Annotated in this window: 26 protein-coding genes; 18 read left to right on the plus strand and 8 right to left on the minus strand. The window is 66.8% G+C overall.

Annotation, left to right across the window (positions count from 1 at the left end):
• Position 1: 1 nt before the first annotated feature.
• The 4 genes from AL072_RS29950 to AL072_RS29965 form a co-directional block, all read right to left on the minus strand.
• The gene (locus AL072_RS29950) at positions 2-349 is read right to left on the minus strand and encodes a hypothetical protein (protein ID WP_045585115.1); all 348 of its coding nucleotides are present in this window, start codon (positions 347-349) and stop codon (positions 2-4) included.
• A gap of 2 nt (positions 350-351) precedes the next feature.
• On the minus strand, positions 352-594 hold the full coding sequence (locus tag AL072_RS34650) for a hypothetical protein (protein WP_045585116.1): 243 nt from the start codon (positions 592-594) through the stop codon (positions 352-354).
• Complete coding sequence (locus tag AL072_RS29960) at positions 591-1,085, minus strand: phage regulatory CII family protein (protein WP_045585117.1); 495 nt, start codon at positions 1,083-1,085, stop codon at positions 591-593. The genes AL072_RS34650 and AL072_RS29960 overlap by 4 nt, the downstream gene beginning before the upstream one ends.
• Positions 1,086-1,256: 171 nt before the next feature.
• A complete protein-coding gene (locus AL072_RS29965) occupies positions 1,257-1,496 on the minus strand; it encodes a helix-turn-helix transcriptional regulator (protein WP_045585118.1) in 240 nt (79 codons plus the stop codon).
• Positions 1,497-1,513: 17 nt separating this feature from the next.
• Here AL072_RS29965 and AL072_RS33895 point away from each other — a divergent pair, with 17 nt between their 5' ends.
• On the plus strand, positions 1,514-1,942 hold the full coding sequence (locus AL072_RS33895) for a helix-turn-helix domain-containing protein (RefSeq protein WP_158511109.1): 429 nt from the start codon (positions 1,514-1,516) through the stop codon (positions 1,940-1,942).
• Between the two features lie 394 nt (positions 1,943-2,336).
• On the opposite strand, the gene AL072_RS29970 is transcribed toward AL072_RS33895, so the two are convergent.
• Positions 2,337-3,281 (minus strand): tellurite resistance TerB family protein, encoded by a 945-nt coding sequence (locus tag AL072_RS29970; RefSeq protein WP_158511110.1) that lies wholly within the window; start codon positions 3,279-3,281, stop codon positions 2,337-2,339.
• A 96-nt stretch (positions 3,282-3,377) separates the two neighbouring features.
• Between AL072_RS29970 and AL072_RS35040 the strand changes: the two genes are divergently transcribed.
• From AL072_RS35040 to AL072_RS34660, 11 genes are all read left to right on the plus strand, one after another.
• On the plus strand, positions 3,378-3,587 hold the full coding sequence (locus AL072_RS35040; RefSeq protein ID WP_158511111.1) for a hypothetical protein: 210 nt from the start codon (positions 3,378-3,380) through the stop codon (positions 3,585-3,587).
• A gap of 14 nt (positions 3,588-3,601) precedes the next feature.
• Positions 3,602-4,015, plus strand: coding sequence for a hypothetical protein (locus tag AL072_RS34655; RefSeq protein WP_144428420.1), 414 nt, complete (start codon positions 3,602-3,604; stop codon positions 4,013-4,015).
• 449 nt (positions 4,016-4,464) lie between these two features.
• The gene (locus tag AL072_RS29980; protein WP_045585121.1) at positions 4,465-4,902 is read left to right on the plus strand and encodes a hypothetical protein; all 438 of its coding nucleotides are present in this window, start codon (positions 4,465-4,467) and stop codon (positions 4,900-4,902) included.
• A gap of 86 nt (positions 4,903-4,988) precedes the next feature.
• Complete coding sequence (locus AL072_RS29985; protein ID WP_045585122.1) at positions 4,989-5,264, plus strand: hypothetical protein; 276 nt, start codon at positions 4,989-4,991, stop codon at positions 5,262-5,264.
• Between the two features lie 5 nt (positions 5,265-5,269).
• On the plus strand, positions 5,270-5,446 hold the full coding sequence (locus AL072_RS35045) for a hypothetical protein (RefSeq protein WP_158511112.1): 177 nt from the start codon (positions 5,270-5,272) through the stop codon (positions 5,444-5,446).
• Positions 5,447-5,629, plus strand: coding sequence for a hypothetical protein (locus AL072_RS29990; protein WP_045585123.1), 183 nt, complete (start codon positions 5,447-5,449; stop codon positions 5,627-5,629).
• Positions 5,619-6,539, plus strand: coding sequence for a hypothetical protein (locus tag AL072_RS29995; RefSeq protein ID WP_045585124.1), 921 nt, complete (start codon positions 5,619-5,621; stop codon positions 6,537-6,539). Before AL072_RS29990 ends, AL072_RS29995 begins: the two co-directional genes overlap by 11 nt.
• Positions 6,536-7,744, plus strand: a complete 1,209-nt coding sequence (locus AL072_RS30000; protein ID WP_045585125.1) for a phosphoadenosine phosphosulfate reductase domain-containing protein — start codon at positions 6,536-6,538, stop codon at positions 7,742-7,744. The genes AL072_RS29995 and AL072_RS30000 overlap by 4 nt, the downstream gene beginning before the upstream one ends.
• A gap of 4 nt (positions 7,745-7,748) precedes the next feature.
• On the plus strand, positions 7,749-8,012 hold the full coding sequence (locus AL072_RS30005; RefSeq protein ID WP_045585126.1) for an excisionase: 264 nt from the start codon (positions 7,749-7,751) through the stop codon (positions 8,010-8,012).
• Positions 8,013-8,028: 16 nt separating this feature from the next.
• A complete protein-coding gene (locus AL072_RS30010; RefSeq protein ID WP_052710360.1) occupies positions 8,029-9,102 on the plus strand; it encodes a tyrosine-type recombinase/integrase in 1,074 nt (357 codons plus the stop codon).
• Positions 9,103-9,255: 153 nt separating this feature from the next.
• The gene (locus tag AL072_RS34660) at positions 9,256-9,432 is read left to right on the plus strand and encodes a DUF1178 family protein (RefSeq protein WP_144428421.1); all 177 of its coding nucleotides are present in this window, start codon (positions 9,256-9,258) and stop codon (positions 9,430-9,432) included.
• 54 nt (positions 9,433-9,486) lie between these two features.
• On the opposite strand, the gene AL072_RS30015 is transcribed toward AL072_RS34660, so the two are convergent.
• Complete coding sequence (locus AL072_RS30015; protein WP_045585316.1) at positions 9,487-10,401, minus strand: peptidoglycan-binding domain-containing protein; 915 nt, start codon at positions 10,399-10,401, stop codon at positions 9,487-9,489.
• Positions 10,402-10,651: 250 nt separating this feature from the next.
• Between AL072_RS30015 and AL072_RS30020 the strand changes: the two genes are divergently transcribed.
• Positions 10,652-10,927, plus strand: a complete 276-nt coding sequence (locus AL072_RS30020) for a hypothetical protein (RefSeq protein ID WP_045585128.1) — start codon at positions 10,652-10,654, stop codon at positions 10,925-10,927.
• Positions 10,928-10,931: 4 nt separating this feature from the next.
• Here AL072_RS30020 and AL072_RS30025 read toward each other — a convergent pair whose 3' ends face one another.
• Entirely contained in the window at positions 10,932-11,366 is a 435-nt protein-coding gene (locus AL072_RS30025; protein ID WP_045585129.1) for a hypothetical protein, read from the minus strand.
• A 70-nt stretch (positions 11,367-11,436) separates the two neighbouring features.
• Between AL072_RS30025 and AL072_RS30030 the strand changes: the two genes are divergently transcribed.
• Positions 11,437-12,030 (plus strand): NAD(P)H-dependent oxidoreductase, encoded by a 594-nt coding sequence (locus tag AL072_RS30030; RefSeq protein WP_045585317.1) that lies wholly within the window; start codon positions 11,437-11,439, stop codon positions 12,028-12,030.
• Between the two features lie 12 nt (positions 12,031-12,042).
• On the opposite strand, the gene AL072_RS30035 is transcribed toward AL072_RS30030, so the two are convergent.
• The gene (locus AL072_RS30035; protein WP_045585130.1) at positions 12,043-13,497 is read right to left on the minus strand and encodes a GH1 family beta-glucosidase; all 1,455 of its coding nucleotides are present in this window, start codon (positions 13,495-13,497) and stop codon (positions 12,043-12,045) included.
• Positions 13,498-13,729: 232 nt separating this feature from the next.
• Here AL072_RS30035 and AL072_RS30040 point away from each other — a divergent pair, with 232 nt between their 5' ends.
• From AL072_RS30040 to AL072_RS30055, 4 genes are all read left to right on the plus strand, one after another.
• On the plus strand, positions 13,730-13,924 hold the full coding sequence (locus tag AL072_RS30040) for a twin transmembrane helix small protein (RefSeq protein WP_045585131.1): 195 nt from the start codon (positions 13,730-13,732) through the stop codon (positions 13,922-13,924).
• A 9-nt stretch (positions 13,925-13,933) separates the two neighbouring features.
• Positions 13,934-14,503: a cob(I)yrinic acid a,c-diamide adenosyltransferase gene (locus tag AL072_RS30045; protein ID WP_045585132.1), complete on the plus strand. Its 570-nt coding sequence runs from the start codon at positions 13,934-13,936 to the stop codon at positions 14,501-14,503.
• 152 nt (positions 14,504-14,655) lie between these two features.
• A complete protein-coding gene (locus AL072_RS30050) occupies positions 14,656-15,405 on the plus strand; it encodes an electron transfer flavoprotein subunit beta/FixA family protein (RefSeq protein WP_045585133.1) in 750 nt (249 codons plus the stop codon).
• A 16-nt stretch (positions 15,406-15,421) separates the two neighbouring features.
• Complete coding sequence (locus tag AL072_RS30055; RefSeq protein ID WP_045585134.1) at positions 15,422-16,369, plus strand: electron transfer flavoprotein subunit alpha/FixB family protein; 948 nt, start codon at positions 15,422-15,424, stop codon at positions 16,367-16,369.
• Positions 16,370-16,392: the final 23 nt, after the last annotated feature.

Below are 16,392 nucleotides of genomic sequence, written 5' to 3' on the forward strand. Positions count from 1 at the left end.
GTCAATCCTCCAGGGCTTGGGCCACTCTCGCGGCGTGGGTGGCGGCGGCGCGGGGCATCTGGGCGCCCGGCGCGGCCGGCGGATGAGGACGACGGCCGGCAGACCTGCCGTCGCAGAAAGGAGCGTTGAAGACGGTCAGGGCGGCGACCAGCGCCCGGTTGTCGAAGTCGCCGGACAACCAGGCGGTGGCGACCTGAGCCAACCCGCGCGCGGCGCTGGGGCGGTCGGGAACGGCGAAGATCGCTTCAGCCAGGGCCGCACGATCATCCTCATGGGGCTTGCCGGTCAGCACCCGGCCGCAGGCCAGCGACAGGGCTATGCCGGGATCGAGGTCACGCGGGCCGGTCATGGCTACGGCCCTCCGCGTTCGACCAGCGACAGCGCCGCGGTCAGCGGGTAGGTCTCGGTCCAGCCGCTCGCCCAGCCCCAGCCGCTGACGGTGTCGGGCACATACGGGTTCTGCGACAGCAGCTCGCCCGCCATGCGGGCGGAGGCGCCCTCGCCCCAGGCGGCGAGGAATCGCGCGTCGGCCGGATGATCCATCCGCCCGGACAGCACCAGGGCACAGCCCCCGAGGGTCAGCAGCGCCGTCATGACGCCACCTCGACCGGCCGGAGCGTGGGCAGCCCCGCGACAACGTCGGTTTCCAGCGCCAGCAGCTCGCCGCGCAGGTCGCCCAGCGCGCGCAGGATTTCCCGCGCCTCCTCCGGAGTGATCTGCCGGCCGCCCTCGCCGTTGGGGCAGCGCGCGCGGCGCAGCTCTTCGGCGAGGTCGCCCATCTCGGCCATGGCATCGACCAGCCGGGCCATGGGGTCGCCGGGCACGGTGGCGGCGGCATGGGCCCGGCGCAGTTCCGCCTTGTAGGCGGTCAGGATGGACGGATGCTCGCCCCGCACCACAAGCGCGCGATCCAGCCGCAGAGCCTGGATCAGCGGGATCTTGTGGCCGTCGTCGTCGGGGTCCGACCACATGCGCACCAGCCGGGCGCTTTTGCCGGTGATTTCTTCGACCCCGGAATCACCCAGGCAGGCATGGGCGAGGAAAACCGCGTCCTCAAGGGACAGTGGATCACGGCGCTTGGTCATGTCCGACACTCTCTTTGGGATTGCACATGACGCGAGACGTTCGCGCCGACATAATCACGCCATGCCCGAAGCCCACCGGACGCAGCATCGACACCCGCACGCACAGTCCCGTCAGCCCGAAGCGGGCGGTTCGCTGCGGCGCGCTGCGTCCGGCAGTTGCTGTTACTCTGCTCATGCGGCAACGACCTTCCGGTCAGCCATCGCCGGAGGCGGATCGAAGAACCACGCGTCATCCCACGGCTTGCCGCGTGCCATCGCATGGCATCGGATGCGTTCCATTTCACGGCGTGAGGGGTCGAGCTCCCCGCTTTCCCACCGGCTGATGGTCGCTTGGTCTCGTCCGACGATTTCAGCCATGGCCTTCTGCGAGATGCAGAGAATGGCCGTTCGGATGTGGCGCATCTGGTTCATGCGGGGAGCGTATGCGCATGCGCATTAGTGTGCAAGAGCCAAATGCGTTACCGCATTTGCCATGCGCGTCGCTCGGCTATATGCATGGGCGCATGGTGAACCTTGCGCAGAAAATTGTACGCTTACTAGAGCGCCACCGGCTCACGCAGCTGGAGCTGGCTGAAAAGATTGGTGTCCATCAATCGACTGTGAACAGATGGACTAAGGGCGCGGATATCAAGCCAGAGAACTTGGTTGCGTTGGCGGCATTCGCCGGCCAAACGGTTGATGATTTCCTGTTGTCAGATAGCGTTGAGGCAACCATCACGGACGCAGAAGCAAGCGCTCGGCTAGCTGAAGACCTTCAGGTAATAGGTGTTGTGGACCCTGAAGAGCGCAAGGATCTTGAAGACCTTCTTCGTAAGCGAGCCGCAGCCGCTCGCGGGCGGCTCGGGCGCGCCGACTGATAGCTAATTGAAGCTCCCGTTGCTCATCCTTCGGCAAGCTGTTGAAAGCCTCTATTAACTCGGCCAAGCCCGCTTCGCTCGTCATAATCTTCCTCCAAAATCGTAATCCCATATAGGAACATAATAGGAACGTTGTCTCAACCGCCTCCTGCGGGAATTTGTTAAAACTTCTCCCGGTGTGGGCGAATCAGCCATGAGGGGGAGTTGCGCCTGTTTCTGACAATGCTGCCGAGGTAATGCGTAAGCGCATTTTCTCTCTTGCGCCACGAATGCGCATGCGCATATGGTTGGGCTGTTCGGAAGCCTTGCACGGCCCTCTTGAACGATCCTCCCAACCTGCCCGGCGGACTGGAACGCGGTCCGCCGGGGATTTTTCTGAGGCTGCGATATGCCGTTACTTCGCTGCCAATTCCTGCTGAATACGCATGACGAGTTCAAATTCGGCCGGGTCCTGCACTCCGTCCGCGTCCATCAACTGCATGGCGTAGCGGATCAGCAGGCGCTGCCGAATGCGCGGCGCAGTGTTCAAAGCCGACAGACAATCGCCAAGAACATCCCAACCGGGCTGCTGCCGCCTCAGGTACGGCAACAGGGCTGCGCGATCAGCCTCCGTCATCTCGACGCCGCACAGGTCCGACTGCTCCGCGATGTAATCCAGGATGACTTCCACCTCTTCGGGGTGCAGTTCGCCATCGGCACGGGCCAAGGCGACCAGCACGCGCAGCCCATCGCGCGCCGCCCGGCGCTGGGCCATCCCCGGCTTGTCCGTCGTTCGTACGTCGGGACCGGCGACGCGGTTGCGTGGGGCCGGTTGCTCGAAACGAACCGGGCTGGCGGGCGTTTTGGTCGGGCTGCTGACCGTTGCGACGGTCGGGAACTCCAGTCCCAGCGCTTCGGTGAAGAACCGTCGCGGGTCATGGCACTCGCCATCAAGGTCGATCACCTCGACGATCCGGTCGAAGCGGAAGGACCGGGCCGCGCGGCGTTCATGACAGAACGCCTGCACGTAGGTCCGCTCGCCGTTCGTATAAAGCTCTCGCATCGTGATTCGCCGCCGCGACAGGGTACCCTTGCTGTCCTGATAGTCGATGGCAAAGGTAGACCCGGCCGCATCTTCGGCGATGGCCTGGAACTTGTCGTTCCCAACACAGAAATGCGCGCGGCCATCATGGTCCGACTGGTCAACCAGTGCCAAGTCAACCCCGATGGTCACGAACAAGCCAGTCATGTCCGCATCATCCGGTTCGGTCAGCCCTTCCGGCTGGAAGGACGCGGGCATAACCGGCGGCACAGCTTCTGTTCGCCGGAAGAAACGGCTCAATCCATCGAACACACCCATGTCAGCGCCCCATTCGGTTGTGTAGCGACGCCAATGGTACGCGCGACAGCGGCGGGCCGGAAGACCCACCGCAATCCCAAAGCCATGGAGGCCACCTTGAAGCATCGCCATTCGAAGCGCAGCCCGTCTGACCTGCACGCGACCGCCCGCGCCATGGGCCGCAAAATCGCCGACCTGGGCGCGGCCGGCGACCCCGTCACCGATACCGACCTGCTGACCGATTTCAGCGCCAGCGACCTCGCCAAGCATGCCGAAGCCGCCCGCGGCTATGCCCGCGAGTTGCTGGGCGTGAAGCACGCTGCCTGACGGGGAGCAAACGCATGAGCGAGAACATCACCGGTGCTCCGAATCTGCTTCCCATCTTTGCCCAAGTCGATCAGACGAAGTGGGAGGTTTGGGAAGGCAAGCGATTTGCTTACGAACTTCGCCTTCCGCTGCATTACGCGGAGGAACAGAACCTCAAATTCCGGCTCGATACTGACACCTGGGAAGCGGTTGTTTCGGTCTACCACGCGGACGGACTGTGGAAGCGCGTGACATGGCCGATGCGCCTTCGCGCCAAGCTCTGGCGCATCGGTTGCCATCTAGGGATATGCTCGCAGGTGCGGAAACTTAATGGCTCGGTGCTTCGGTTCCAGGGGCAACCACCAGCTCACCGTCCCGATCAAGCCAACCGGCATCTTGGCCCGCTGCACGGATGGATGCGGCGATTGCTCGCGCTACAACGGCGTTAATTTTTAAATCAACCGTCAGAAATTCACCGTCTCCTTTTGAGACAAACCGAAGAACAACTCCACTCTTTGCTTCTGATATACTTACGCTTGCAACGCTTTTTGCATTGACAGCATCAGCGTCATCGGGCGCAGGAAGAGAATATCTTCTCAATTCCTCACGCCATATCAGCAGTTGGTTTGACGAAATGCCACTCACGGAAACGCTCCATCGGTTGGTGTGGTGCCCCGATGGTAGCGCACGCGGCCGGGGCTGTCATGGCCCCGGCCGCTCCTTAAAGCTGTGCGACAGCGACCAGAGCGGATGCACTGTGTCCCCTCCGGCCGCCGCCGCAACAGGCAGCGGGCGCGGCTGGCGCAATCCAGCCACATAGCGTGTGTCCCAGCCAGTGACCCCCGGCTTCGGCGGAAGTGCCGGGGGTTGCCGGGGCCACGCATTCCGAGACTTCGACATGACCGACACCACCAATGATCCGGTGGACGGCGGAGCTTTGCCCGCCGTGCCGCAGACGAACGACCCCGGCCTTGAAGCGATTTACCGCCTGTGGATCGACATCATCCGCGAAGCGCGCATGCTGGGCGGTCGCGACGCCGCCCGCCGGCTGTGGCGGTCCTCGCCCCTGCCGCCGCTGGACGCCACCAAGTCCAAGAAGAAGGGGGACGAACCGCCGGACTGGGTGGACTCGTTCCTTGCCGACTGCACCGAACCGGCCCCCGGCGCGCGGCTGAAGGTTTCGGCCATGTGGGAAACCTATGTCGCATGGTGCAAGCCGCGCGGCCTGGAACCGATGTCCCAGAACGGCCTGATGCGCCAGATGACCGCGCGCGGCCTGCGGCGGCAGAAGACCAGCTGCATGTATCTGGTGAACCTGCGCCTGCGGGTGCAGTGATGCCGAACCCCAGCAAATCCGCGGCGTGTACACGCGTTCCGCCAGAAGCCCCAGGACGGCCCGCCGAGCCTGCGGCCCGTGGGTCGGTGTGCCGGGAGTGCGGAGCCGTCTACACGGTCACCGATCTGGCGCAGGAATTTTGCAGCCCGTTCTGCCGCGTCGCCTGGAACAACCGGGCGCGGCTGCGCGGCGCGAAGCTCTACGAAGCGGTGATGACGTGGCGCGTCCTGCGCCAGCCCGGCGGCTTCGCCGCGGTCACCGCCCTTGTCTCCGACTTCCTCGACGAAGACCGCGCCGCCGGCCGGCGGTGGCGGCCCCGCACCTTCAACCCCAAGACCGGCCGCCGCGAGCGGCGGAAGTGAGAACCATGACCAAACAGCAGAACCTGCACCGGGCGGGCCTGTCCGCCGTCGCCGATTTGGAACGGCTGATCGACCGGCTGAAAGAAGCCGGCCCGTGCCCGCTGGACGGGCGCAACGCGCTGATGAACCTGCGGCAGCTGACCGAAGGGCTGCTGAACCGCTTCCCGAAGGAGGGCCGCTGAATGACCGTCATCGGCCACTGCACCGCCTGCGGCGAACGCACGCGCATCGATCGCACCACGCGCCTGTGCGACGGCTGCACCGAAGAGGGTGAGCTGTTCGCCGCCCTGCCGTCGCGTGAAGACACCATCGCCCTGATCGGCCGCCACCTCTTCCCGAAGGAGGGCGACCACCATGCCCCGTGAAGCTTTCGTGCAGAAGCGCTTCAGCGCCAAGAACGAAGAGGTGATCCTTCAGGCGAACGACATCATTGCCGATTACCAGCGGCAGGGCTTCACGCTGACGTTGAGGCAGTTGTACTACCAGTTCGTGGCGCGGGCGCTGATCCCGAACACCATGCAGAGCTACAAGCGGCTCGGCCAGATCGTGAACGATGGCCGCATGGCCGGGCTGATCGACTGGGAGGCCATCGAAGACCGCACGCGCAACCTTCAGCGCGTGTCCACATGGACGGATCCGGAAAGCATCATCGACGCCTGCGCGTCGCAGTTCCGGGTGGACCGGTGGGCCGATCAGCCCGCACACGTCGAGGTGTGGATTGAGAAGGAAGCCTTGGTCGGCGTGATCGAACCGGTCTGCACGGATTTCTATGTCCCGTTCTTCGCCTGCCGTGGCTACACCAGCCAGAGCGAACAGTGGCGCGCGGGCCGCCGGCTTCGGCAGAAACACCGGGACGGCAAGCGCGTGGTCGTGCTGCACCTGGGCGACCATGACCCGTCCGGGCTGGACATGACGCGCGACAACGGCGACCGGCTCGGCCTGTTCGCCGGGGATGCTGACATGATCGAAATCCGCCGGCTGGCGCTGAACATGGATCAGGTCCGGCGCTACCGTCCGCCGCCCAATCCCGCGAAGGAGGCCGACAGCCGCTTTGCCGATTACATCAAGCGCCACGGTGACCAGTCGTGGGAGCTGGACGCACTCGACCCCACCGTTATCGACAAGCTGATCCGCGACCAGATTGACGGCCTGATCGACGGCGACGCCTGGGAAGCCGCCATCGCCCGCGAAGACGAGTACCGGGCGCAGCTCGAGCGCACCGCCGACCGCTGGGGCGACGTCCGCGACTTCCTGTATCCGGAGGGCGAGGAATGAGCAAGCTGCAAGCGACCCTCTGGGACAGCGAACGCCTGCACAAGGCCGACGCCATCGACCTGACGGTGCAGAGCCTGCTGGCGCATGGTGCCGATCATGCGCACTGGGGCATCGCCTGGAGCGGTGGCAAGGACAGTTCCGCCACCTTGACCCTGCTGGTGCATCTGCTGGACACCGGCCGTATCCACCGGCCGCGCTCACTGACCGTTTTCTATGCCGACACCCGTCAGGAGCTGCCGCCGCTCGCCATCGCCGCCCAGCGGATCATGGATCAGCTGCGGTCGCGCGGGATCACGGTGCGCGTGGTCACGGCCCCGCTCGAAAAGCGCTTCCTCGTCTACATCCTGGGGCGCGGGGTGCCGCCGCCGAACAACAACACGCTTCGTTGGTGTACCCGCCAGATCAAGGTGGACCCGATGACGGCGGCCATCGAACAGCAGATCAATGCCGTCGACGGCACCTTCCTGATGATCACCGGGGTCCGCCTGGGCGAAAGCGCGGCGCGCGACCAGCGGATTGCCCTTTCCTGCGGCAAGGACGGCGGGGAGTGCGGTCAGGGCTGGTATCAGCAGGTCTTGCCAAACGCCAAGGGCATCCGCGGGCGAATCGCTACGCTGGCCCCGCTGCTGCACTGGCGGGTCTGCCATGTATGGGAATGGCTGATGTTCGATGCCCATGCCGCCGGCTGGGCCACGGCGGATATTGCCGATGCCTACGGCGGGGACGAGGCGGAGGAAATCAACGCCCGCACGGGCTGCACCGGCTGCCCGCTGGCACAGAAGGAACTGGCGCTCGAGTCGAGCCTGAGGTCGGCGAAGTGGGCGTACCTCTCTCCCTTGGAGGGGCTGAAGCCGCTGTACCGCGAGCTGCGCTTGCCGAAACACCGGCTGAAGAAGACCGGGCTGAATGCCGATGGCACCATCGCCACGGCGAAGAACCGGCAGCGCATGGGGCCGCTGACCTTCGAAGCCCGGCTGATGGGTCTAGACCGCATCCTGTCGATCCAGGCAGCCGTGAACGAAGCCGCCGCGCAGATCGGCCGCCCCGTCATCGACATGCTGAACCCCGAGGAAGAAAACCGCATCCGCGAGCTGATTGCGGCCGGCACTTGGCCGAACGGCTGGGATGGGGACGAGCCGACCGGCGATGTCCCACAGGACATGATCTATGGCGATGGGGCGGTGCAGCCCCTGCTGGTGAGGTGAGAGAATGAGCAAGCTGCTGACCCTGGAACAATGGGCGCGCGAAACCTACGGCGATCACTCGCCGGGGATTGACACGCTCCGTCGCTGGGCGCGGGAATCGCGCATCTTTCCCCCTGCCGAAAAGCATGGACGGACGTTCTTCGTGCAACCGACCGCGATCTATATTGACCCCACCAAGCCCATAGCCCGTTCAGCGCCGGCCAAGCCGCGACGCGGATCGCTGGCGGAAAAGATCTTGGAGGAGCGCGGACGTGGGAAGACGGCGTAGCCGGGCGACCCGCGGGTTGCCGGCCAACCTCTACGAGCGGAACGGCTATTTCTCTTGGCGCGACCCCCAAACCGGGAAGGAACACGGTCTAGGCCGAGACCGGAAAAGCGCGGTCGACCAAGCGATTGAGGCCAACCATGTGGTCGATGGATTGCGCGTGAAGCGCCGGTTGGTCGACCGGATCACAGGCGGCAAAGACAGCAGCGTCGACGCATTCTGCGACCTGTTCAGCGGCGTGCTGGACACGCGCTATGCCACCAACCGGATCAGGAAGAACACCTACGACGCCTCGACCCGCTATCTCCGCACCGTCCGCACGGCATGGGAGGGGAAGCGGGTAGAGGCGCTCACGACTCGCGACGTTGCCGACTTCCTCGCCGGGTGGGAAGAGCGCGGTAAGATGCGCATGGCGAAGGCGATGCGGGGTTTCCTGCTGGATTTCTTTGGCGTCGCCGTCTCGAAGGGCTGGACGCAGATCAACCCAGCCACTGCCACCAAGGCCGCCCACGCGGAGGTGCAGCGCGCCCGCCTGACCCTGGAAGACTTCCAGGCCATCCATGCCGTGGCCCTGCGCGATTACTCCGCGTGGTTGGCCCGCGCCATGGAGCTGGCATTGGTCACAGGTCAGAGGCGAGAGGAAATCGCCACGCTTGGTCCGCGCGACGTCAGGGACGGCAAGCTGTGGGTCATTCCGGCCAAGACCGAAAAGCACGGCGTGCGCATCTGCATCCCGCTGGAGCTGCGCCTTCAGGCGATGGGATGGTCGGTGGGCGACGTGATCGCCCGTTGCCGGGACAACGTCCTGTCGAAGCACTTCATCCACCACGCCACCTTCGCCGGCCGGGCCAAGCCCGGCGACCGGGTGCGACCGCACACCATCACCGCTTGGTTCGCCGAAGCCCGCGACAAGACCGGCAGGACGTGGGACGGCACCCCGCCCAGCTTCCATGAAATCCGGTCGCTGGCAGCCCGCCTGTACGACGCCCAGGGCATCAACGCCCAGGCCCTTCTGGGGCACAAGTCGCCGGACATGACCGCCCTGTACCGGGATGTTCGGGGCGCGGAGTGGACTGAGGTGAAATGCTCTTAGGGCAGCGCGGGCAATTCGATATTGCCCGCTAAGTCATTGATGGCGTTAGCGTGAAACAACATGTTTTCCCATGCTTTCACGTCATCTATAGCCGCGCTTACCGAGTTGATTTTCAAGCGTTTTTCGGCGGTTGATGCGGCATACTTCGACAATATGGCCGACTATGACGCCAAGAAGACCGCCGGCATTCCCTGCCCGTCCTGCGGCGGCACCGAGGTCGCCAAGGCGATCATGGCCCCCCGCGTCGGCAAGTCCAAGCCCGCCCCGGCGCCCGCCTGCCCAGCCAGCGGGGGCTGCGGGGGTGGGGGCGGCTGCCCGATGATGATGTGACGACGGCAGTTCCCGTCCCTCCACGGTCGGGGGAGGGGGCCTGCTGAAACCCGCTCAGCGCCGCCGCGCCTCCGCCGTCAGCCGCGGGCCGGGCGTCAGCTCCTCCCGCCGGCGGGGGGAACCGAAGCTCGGCTCGATGCGGCTTTCGCGCGGACGGTCGTCGCCCGCCGGCGCCCGGCTGAGCGGATCGACGCCCCGGCCGCTGCGCCACCAGGCGAAGCCGATGCCGCCCAGCGTCGCGGCGATCAGTCCGGCGACCCCGACGCGCGCGGCGTTGGACTGCCAGACCGACGGGGCAGCGCCGACAGCCGCCGCGTCCTCCACCGGCACCGGCTTGCCGTCGGGCGTGGTGGCCGACACCGCACCGCGCGGAGCCGCCTGCGGCGCCGGGCTTTCGCTGGCGTTCGCCGTGTGGCCGGCGGCCGGACGCCCCGCGGCGGTCGGCGCCGGAGCCGGAGACGCCGCTGGAGCGCCATGGCTGCCCGAGGAAGAGGAAGAGGAAGAGGAAGAGGAAGACGACACCGGCGCGCCGCCGAACTGGGCCATGCCGCCGACGCTCTCGTTGCCGGCATCGACGCGGCCGGTCGGGGCGGCGCGCGGCGCCACCTCCTTGTCGCGGCGGGTCTGGCCGACCTGGCTCTTGGACAGGCTGCCCATGGTCGGCGCCGCCTTCTGCTCGCGCTCGCCCATCATCCTGGAAACGGTGGCCTGGTCGAGGTTGCCGGTGACCGGCAGGCCGGCCGATTTCTGGTAGGTGCGGAGCGCGTTGCGGGTCTCCGGCGTCATCTGGCCCTTGGCCCGGCCGCCGATGTCGTAACCCTTTTCCTTCAGGATGGTCTGCGCCCACTGGATGTCGGCGGTCGATGGCTCCGCCCGCGCGGAGCCGGGCATTCCCATCGCCAGAACCGACACCATCATCACCACCGCCAGCGCGGCGCCGCCATGCACCCGCCGCGAAATCCCAGACATGCCCATCCCCTCCGTCCGTGACGCCAGACCGACCATCGAGCCACGACACCACAGCTCCCGCCGATCGGGGGCAGAGACCGTGTTACCAGATCGGGGCGCTTTCCCGGCGGCGATTTTCGTGCGTCTGCGTTGTCCGCGGCGCAGCGTTGCCGAAAAGGCGCGCTTTCAAAAATGGTGTCCGAAAATGGATCGGGAAAGCCCGGTCGTGGTAGCGTCAATTCGGGGGCGGAAACGAGGGATCGGAAGAGCCATGACCGGGTTCAGGAACGCACGTCCATGGATGCTGCCGGCCGGGCTGGCGGCGCTGACCCTGCTGGCCGGCTGCGGCGGCCCGCCGGCCTACCGCGACTGGACGGCCGGCCAGGACGTCCCGACCATCGCCTTCGACGAATGCAACGAACAGGTGGACAACGCCATGCGCCTGCGCGGCTATCCCCTGCGCCCTCTGCCGGAGACGCCGCAATACGGCTACCGCAAGGAAATCTTCGCCCAATGCATGCGGCGCAAGGGCTATGCGAACGAGTGACGCCTTACCGCCCGCCAGCGAAATGCAGGTAGGCCAGCACCCCGGCCAGCGAACCGATCAGGACCACCGCGAGATAGATGCGGAACGGCAGGGCGACCGCCTCCTTCGCCTTCGGCCGGCGGCCCGACTTCGCCGGCGCGGCCTTCGCCGGGGACCGGAGGCGGCTGCCCGTCGTCGGCCTGCCCTTCGTGGGCCCGCCCTTCGTGGGGTCGTACAGCTCGATCAGGGTCCAGTTGAACTCCATGCCCTCATAGGCCGAGTCGGCATTGTAATCGAGCTGGATCAGCCGGAAATAGGCGCGCGGGTTGACGCCGACCATGCGCTCGAACCGTGCCTTCGCCTGGGACAGTTCCTCCCCCACCTCCAGCGTCTTCCATCCCTTGCCGCGCGCCTTCTGGATGGCGAAGCGGGTCGGCTGGGGCGGGCGCGGAGAGGGCATGTCGCACGGATGGTTCTGGGATGATCGGCCGCAGGGTATCATGAACCGGTTGCCGTGCTATCGTTCCGCGATGCGAATTCAAACGATCCTCGCCCATCCCCTGCCGCAGAGCTTCGCCGCCGCCGTCCATGGCACGGCGGTGTCCGCCCTGCGGGCATCCGGCCACGAGGTGATGGAGACCGATCTCTATTCCGAAGGCTTCGCGCCGGCGCTGACCGTCACGGAACGCGCCAGCTATTTTTCGCCGGACTATGACGCCTCGGCCGTCGCCGAACTCGTCGAGCGGCTGCGCTGGTCGGAAGGGCTGGTGTTCTGCTATCCGCATTGGTGGTTCGACCAGCCGGCGATCCTCAAGGGATACATCGACCGCGTGTGGGGACCGGGCATCGCCTTCCGGCATGATCGGGACGGCGGCCGCATCCTGCCGCTGCTGACCGGGCTCCGCACGGTGGCAGTGCTGACCAGCTTCGGATCGCCCTGGTGGCTGGCGGAACTCTACATGCGCAATCCCGCCCGCCGAATCCTGAAGAAGGGCGTGCTGGCCGCCTGCGCACCGCAGGCGAGGCTGCGCTACCTCGCCCACTACGACATGGACCGGTCCACCGATGTCAGCCGGAAGCGGTTCCTCGGCCGGGTGGACGGCGCGATGCGCCGCCTCGCCTGACCGCTCCGGCCGTCAGGCGAGCGGAACCGCATTGTTGCGGATGACCGAGGCATACCAGTCGTAGCTGGCCTTGGGCTTGCGGGCCAGCGTCTGGCGGTCGACCTGGACCAGCCCGAAATGGCGGCGGTAGCCCTCCGCCCATTCGAAATTGTCCAGCAGCGTCCAGGCCATGTAGCCCTTCAGGTTGCAGCCCTCGTCGATCGACTTGGCGGCGGCCAGCAGATGGTCGCGCAAATAGCCGATGCGGTCGCGGTCCTCCACCCGGCCCGACGGCCCGACGCTGTCGGGATAGTCGGCGCCGTTCTCCGTCACATAGACCGCCGGATTGCCGTAGCTTTCCTGCAATTCGGCCAGGAACTCGCTCAGCCCGTCGGCCTCGACCGGCCAGTCCATGCCGGTCTTGCGCGTGCCCTCCGGCGCCGAGCCGTAGCCGGTGCCGAACAGCCCCTGCGGGTCGGGCTGCTGGTGCATGCGGCTGTAATAGTTGACGCCGAGGAAATCGACCGGTTGCTTGATCCGCGCGAGGTCGTCCGGCTTGGCGATGCGGGCGAACTCGGCCTCCAGCAATTCCGGGAAGCGGCCTTTGAACAGCGGGTCCAGGCAGGACCGGTTCCACACCGCGTCCCACATCAGCGAGGCCGGATAGTTCGAATCGAGTCCGCCGACCGGCCAGGACGGTTGCAGCGACAGCACGGTGCCGAGTTGCCAGCCCTTGCCGCCGGCCTGCCGCAGCGCCGCCAGCGCCGTGCCCTGGGCGAGGTTCTGGTGGTGGATCGCCGCCAGACAGGTGTCGCGCCCGGTCATCCCCGGCGCATGCCCGCCGGTGCCGTGGCCGAAGATGGCGACGACCGACGGCTCGTTCAGCATGACCCAGTTCTTGGCGCGGTCGCCCAGCCGGGCGGTCACCGCCAGGGCATAGTCGGTGAACCAGCCGGCGATGTCGCGGTTGGTCCAGCCGCCCTTGTCCTGCAACGCCTGCGGCAGGTCCCAGTGATAGAGGCAGGGCCAGGGCTGGATGCCGCGGGCCAGCAGCGCGTCGGTCAGCCGGTCGTAGAAGTCCAGCCCCTTGGCGTTGACCGTGCCGGTCCCCTGCGGCAGCACCCGCGGCCAGGCGATGGAGAAGCGGTAGGCCTTCATGCCGGCCCGCGCCATCAGCTCCACATCCTCGGCATAGCGGTTGTAATGGTCGCAGGCGACGTCACCGGTGTCGCCGTTGGCGATCCGGCCGAAGGAATGGCTGAAGCTGTCCCAGATGCTGGGGCCGCGCCCGTCCGCCGCCACCGCGCCCTCGATCTGGTAGCTGGAGGTGGAGACACCCCACAGGAACCCGTCGGGGAAGGCGACCGACTTGACGGCGCCGGGGGCCGCCTGCACGCTTTCTCGGGTCAGCGCCGCCAATGCGCCGGTGCCGGCCGCAACGGCCGCCGTCGCCTTGAAGGCCGTCTTCAGGAAAGTCCGCCGCCGCATCGCCCGCTTCTCCGCATCCGCCGCCGGTCCGGCCGACCGCCGTCCGTCGCCGCGCACTGTATGCAGTCCAACGGTTTTGGCAACGGGGGGATTACCCGAAGTGACGATTCGTCCATACCCCGGCATTCACCCCGATTTGCCGGCCACGGATTTGCCTGGGCCAGATTTGCCCGCACCAGATTTCCCTGAGTCGCCATAGGCGCGGCCGAAATGCTGGGCTATAGTGCTTTCCATGCACGAACTTTTCCCCATCCTGATGGTCATGGCGATGCTGGCGGTTGTCGGCTCGCTGTTCGTCGGCCTCTTCTTCATGGTCCGCGGCGGACAGGGCGATCCTCGCCGCTCCAACAAGGCGATGCGGCTGCGCGTGGCCCTGCAGGGCATTGCGCTGCTGCTGTTCGTTCTCGCCATCCTGACCGGGAGCTGAGGGTCTTTCATGGTTAAGCTGACCAGGATCTACACGCGCGGCGGCGACGCCGGGGAAACCTCGCTGGGCGATGGCAGCCGGGTGCCGAAGGGCGACCGCCGCGTCGCCGCCTACGGCACGGTGGACGAGGCGAACGCCGCCGTCGGGCTGGCCCGCCTGCACAGTGCGGCGCTGCCGGAGGCCGACGCGATGCTCGCCCGCATCCAGAACGACCTGTTCGACCTCGGCGCCGACCTCTGCACGCCGGAGGAGGAGAACCCGAAATACCCGCCGCTGCGCATCGTCCAGGCCCAGGTCGACCGGCTGGAGGCGGAGATCGATGCGATGAACGCCGGGCTGGCGCCGCTGACCTCCTTCATCCTGCCCGGCGGTTCGCCGGCCGCGGCGCATCTGCATCTGGCACGCACCATCGTGCGCCGGGCGGAGCGGCTGATCGCCGATCTGGCACGGCACGAGCCGGTGACCCCGGCGGCGCTGAAATACGTCAACCGGCTGTCGGACCATCTGTTCGTGCTGGGTCGGGTGGTGAACCGCAACGGGGCGGACGACGTGCTGTGGGTTCCGGGCGCCAACCGCTGACCGCAGCATGACGGGGTGAAGGGTGGCGCCGCGCCGCGTGCGTCGGGGCATCATTGACAGTGGTATTGTCAGATCCTATGGTCCGTTCGCAACCACAGCAATTTTCGCGGTGTTCGCCCTAATGGGCGCGCGCTCAGCAGCCAGGGTGAGTTATGAAAGTCCTCGTCCCCGTTAAGCGAGTGGTCGACTACAACGTGAAGATCCGCGTGAAGGCGGATGGCAGCGGCGTCGAGACCGCCAACGTGAAGATGAGCATGAACCCCTTCGACGAGATCGCCGTCGAAGAGGCGGTGCGGCTGAAGGAGGCCGGTACGGCGACCGAGATCGTCGTCGTCTCCGTCGGCCCGACCCAGGCCCAGGAAACCCTGCGCACCGCGCTTGCCATGGGGGCCGACCGCGCCATCCTTGTGCAGACCGACGGGACGACCGAACCGCTGGCCGTCGCCAAGGTGCTGAAGGCGCTGGCCGACAAGGAAGCCCCCGGCCTCGTCATCCTCGGCAAGCAGGCGATCGACGACGACTGCAACCAGACCGGCCAGATGCTGGCGGCGCTGCTCGGCTGGGGCCAGGGCACCTTCGCCTCTAAGATCGTCGCCGGTGAGGGCAAGGTCGCGGTGACGCGCGAGATCGACGGCGGGCTGGAGACGGTCGAGCTGAAGCTGCCGGCGGTGGTGACCGCCGACCTGCGCCTCAACGAGCCGCGCTACGCCTCGCTGCCCAACATCATGAAGGCGAAGAAGAAGCCGTTGGAGACGGTCACGCCCGACGCGCTCGGCGTCGACGTGACGCCTCGGCTGACGACCTTGAAGGTGGTCGAGCCGCCCAAGCGCAAGGCCGGCGTCAAGGTGGCGGATGTCGCCGCCTTGGTCGACAAGCTGAAGACCGAAGCGCGCGTGATCTGAGGGGGATGATCTGACCATGGCCAACATTCTCGTCGTCGCCGAACACGACAACGCGTCGCTGAAGCCCGCCACCCTGAACGCCGTCACCGCCGCTGCGAAGATTGGCGGGGACATCCACATCCTGGTCGCCGGCAAGGGCGCCCAGGCGGCGGCCGACGCCGCCGCCAAGGTCGCGGGCGTGTCGAAGGTGTTGCTGGCCGACGATGCCGCCTACGAGCACCAGCTGCCGGAAGACGTCGCCCCGCTGGTGGTCGCCACCGCCAAGGGCGGCTACGGCCATGTGCTGGCCGGCGCCACCTCGGTCGGCAAGAACCTGCTGCCGCGCGTCGCCGCGCTGCTCGACGTCGCCGCCATTTCCGACATCACCGCCGTGGTCTCCGCCGACACGTTCGAGCGGCCGATCTATGCCGGCAACGCCATCGCCACCGTGCAGTCCGCCGATGCGGTGAAAACCATCACCGTCCGCACCACCGCCTTCGAGGCTGCCGCCGCCGAAGGCGGTTCGGCCGCGGTCGAGAGCGTGTCGGGCACCGGCGCTGCCGGCCTGTCGGGCTTCGTCTCGGCCGAGCTGACCAAGTCGGAGCGGCCGGAGCTGACCGCCGCCCGCGTGGTGGTTTCGGGCGGGCGCGGCATGCAGTCGGGCGAGAATTTCCCGCTGCTGGAGGCGCTCGCCGACAAGCTGGGCGCCGCGGTCGGTGCGTCGCGCGCCGCCGTCGACGCCGGCTTCGTGCCCAACGATTACCAGGTCGGGCAAACCGGCAAGATCGTCGCACCCGACCTGTACATCGCCGTCGGCATCTCGGGTGCGATCCAGCATCTGGCCGGCATGAAGGACAGCAAGGTGATCGTCGCGATCAACAAGGATGAGGAAGCGCCCATCTTCCAGGTCGCCGATTACGGCCTCGTCGCGGACCTGTTCAAGGCCGTGCCGGAGCTGACGGCCGAACTGGACAAGGCTCGCTGATCCGGGACGCCCGCGGGGGCCGG

Source organism: Azospirillum thiophilum (assembly GCF_001305595.1).
GTDB lineage: Bacteria > Pseudomonadota > Alphaproteobacteria > Azospirillales > Azospirillaceae > Azospirillum > Azospirillum thiophilum.

Bases quoted from the DNA above. Each gene is read 5' to 3' on its own strand.
- AL072_RS29950 (WP_045585115.1), bottom strand. From the start codon at position 349: ATGACCGGCCCGCGTGACCTCGATCCCGGCATAGCCCTGTCGCTGGCC.
- AL072_RS34650 (WP_045585116.1), bottom strand. From the start codon at position 594: ATGACGGCGCTGCTGACCCTCGGGGGCTGTGCCCTGGTGCTGTCCGGG.
- AL072_RS29960 (WP_045585117.1), bottom strand. From the start codon at position 1,085: ATGACCAAGCGCCGTGATCCACTGTCCCTTGAGGACGCGGTTTTCCTC.
- AL072_RS29965 (WP_045585118.1), bottom strand. From the start codon at position 1,496: ATGAACCAGATGCGCCACATCCGAACGGCCATTCTCTGCATCTCGCAG.
- AL072_RS33895 (WP_158511109.1), top strand. From the start codon at position 1,514: ATGCGCATTAGTGTGCAAGAGCCAAATGCGTTACCGCATTTGCCATGC.
- AL072_RS29970 (WP_158511110.1), bottom strand. From the start codon at position 3,281: ATGGGTGTGTTCGATGGATTGAGCCGTTTCTTCCGGCGAACAGAAGCT.
- AL072_RS34655 (WP_144428420.1), top strand. From the start codon at position 3,602: ATGAGCGAGAACATCACCGGTGCTCCGAATCTGCTTCCCATCTTTGCC.
- AL072_RS29980 (WP_045585121.1), top strand. From the start codon at position 4,465: ATGACCGACACCACCAATGATCCGGTGGACGGCGGAGCTTTGCCCGCC.
- AL072_RS35045 (WP_158511112.1), top strand. From the start codon at position 5,270: ATGACCAAACAGCAGAACCTGCACCGGGCGGGCCTGTCCGCCGTCGCC.
- AL072_RS29990 (WP_045585123.1), top strand. From the start codon at position 5,447: ATGACCGTCATCGGCCACTGCACCGCCTGCGGCGAACGCACGCGCATC.
- AL072_RS29995 (WP_045585124.1), top strand. From the start codon at position 5,619: ATGCCCCGTGAAGCTTTCGTGCAGAAGCGCTTCAGCGCCAAGAACGAA.
- AL072_RS30000 (WP_045585125.1), top strand. From the start codon at position 6,536: ATGAGCAAGCTGCAAGCGACCCTCTGGGACAGCGAACGCCTGCACAAG.
- AL072_RS30005 (WP_045585126.1), top strand. From the start codon at position 7,749: ATGAGCAAGCTGCTGACCCTGGAACAATGGGCGCGCGAAACCTACGGC.
- AL072_RS34660 (WP_144428421.1), top strand. From the start codon at position 9,256: ATGGCCGACTATGACGCCAAGAAGACCGCCGGCATTCCCTGCCCGTCC.
- AL072_RS30015 (WP_045585316.1), bottom strand. From the start codon at position 10,401: ATGTCTGGGATTTCGCGGCGGGTGCATGGCGGCGCCGCGCTGGCGGTG.
- AL072_RS30020 (WP_045585128.1), top strand. From the start codon at position 10,652: ATGACCGGGTTCAGGAACGCACGTCCATGGATGCTGCCGGCCGGGCTG.
- AL072_RS30025 (WP_045585129.1), bottom strand. From the start codon at position 11,366: ATGCCCTCTCCGCGCCCGCCCCAGCCGACCCGCTTCGCCATCCAGAAG.
- AL072_RS30030 (WP_045585317.1), top strand. From the start codon at position 11,437: ATGCGAATTCAAACGATCCTCGCCCATCCCCTGCCGCAGAGCTTCGCC.
- AL072_RS30035 (WP_045585130.1), bottom strand. From the start codon at position 13,497: ATGCGGCGGCGGACTTTCCTGAAGACGGCCTTCAAGGCGACGGCGGCC.
- AL072_RS30040 (WP_045585131.1), top strand. From the start codon at position 13,730: ATGCACGAACTTTTCCCCATCCTGATGGTCATGGCGATGCTGGCGGTT.
- AL072_RS30045 (WP_045585132.1), top strand. From the start codon at position 13,934: ATGGTTAAGCTGACCAGGATCTACACGCGCGGCGGCGACGCCGGGGAA.
- AL072_RS30050 (WP_045585133.1), top strand. From the start codon at position 14,656: ATGAAAGTCCTCGTCCCCGTTAAGCGAGTGGTCGACTACAACGTGAAG.
- AL072_RS30055 (WP_045585134.1), top strand. From the start codon at position 15,422: ATGGCCAACATTCTCGTCGTCGCCGAACACGACAACGCGTCGCTGAAG.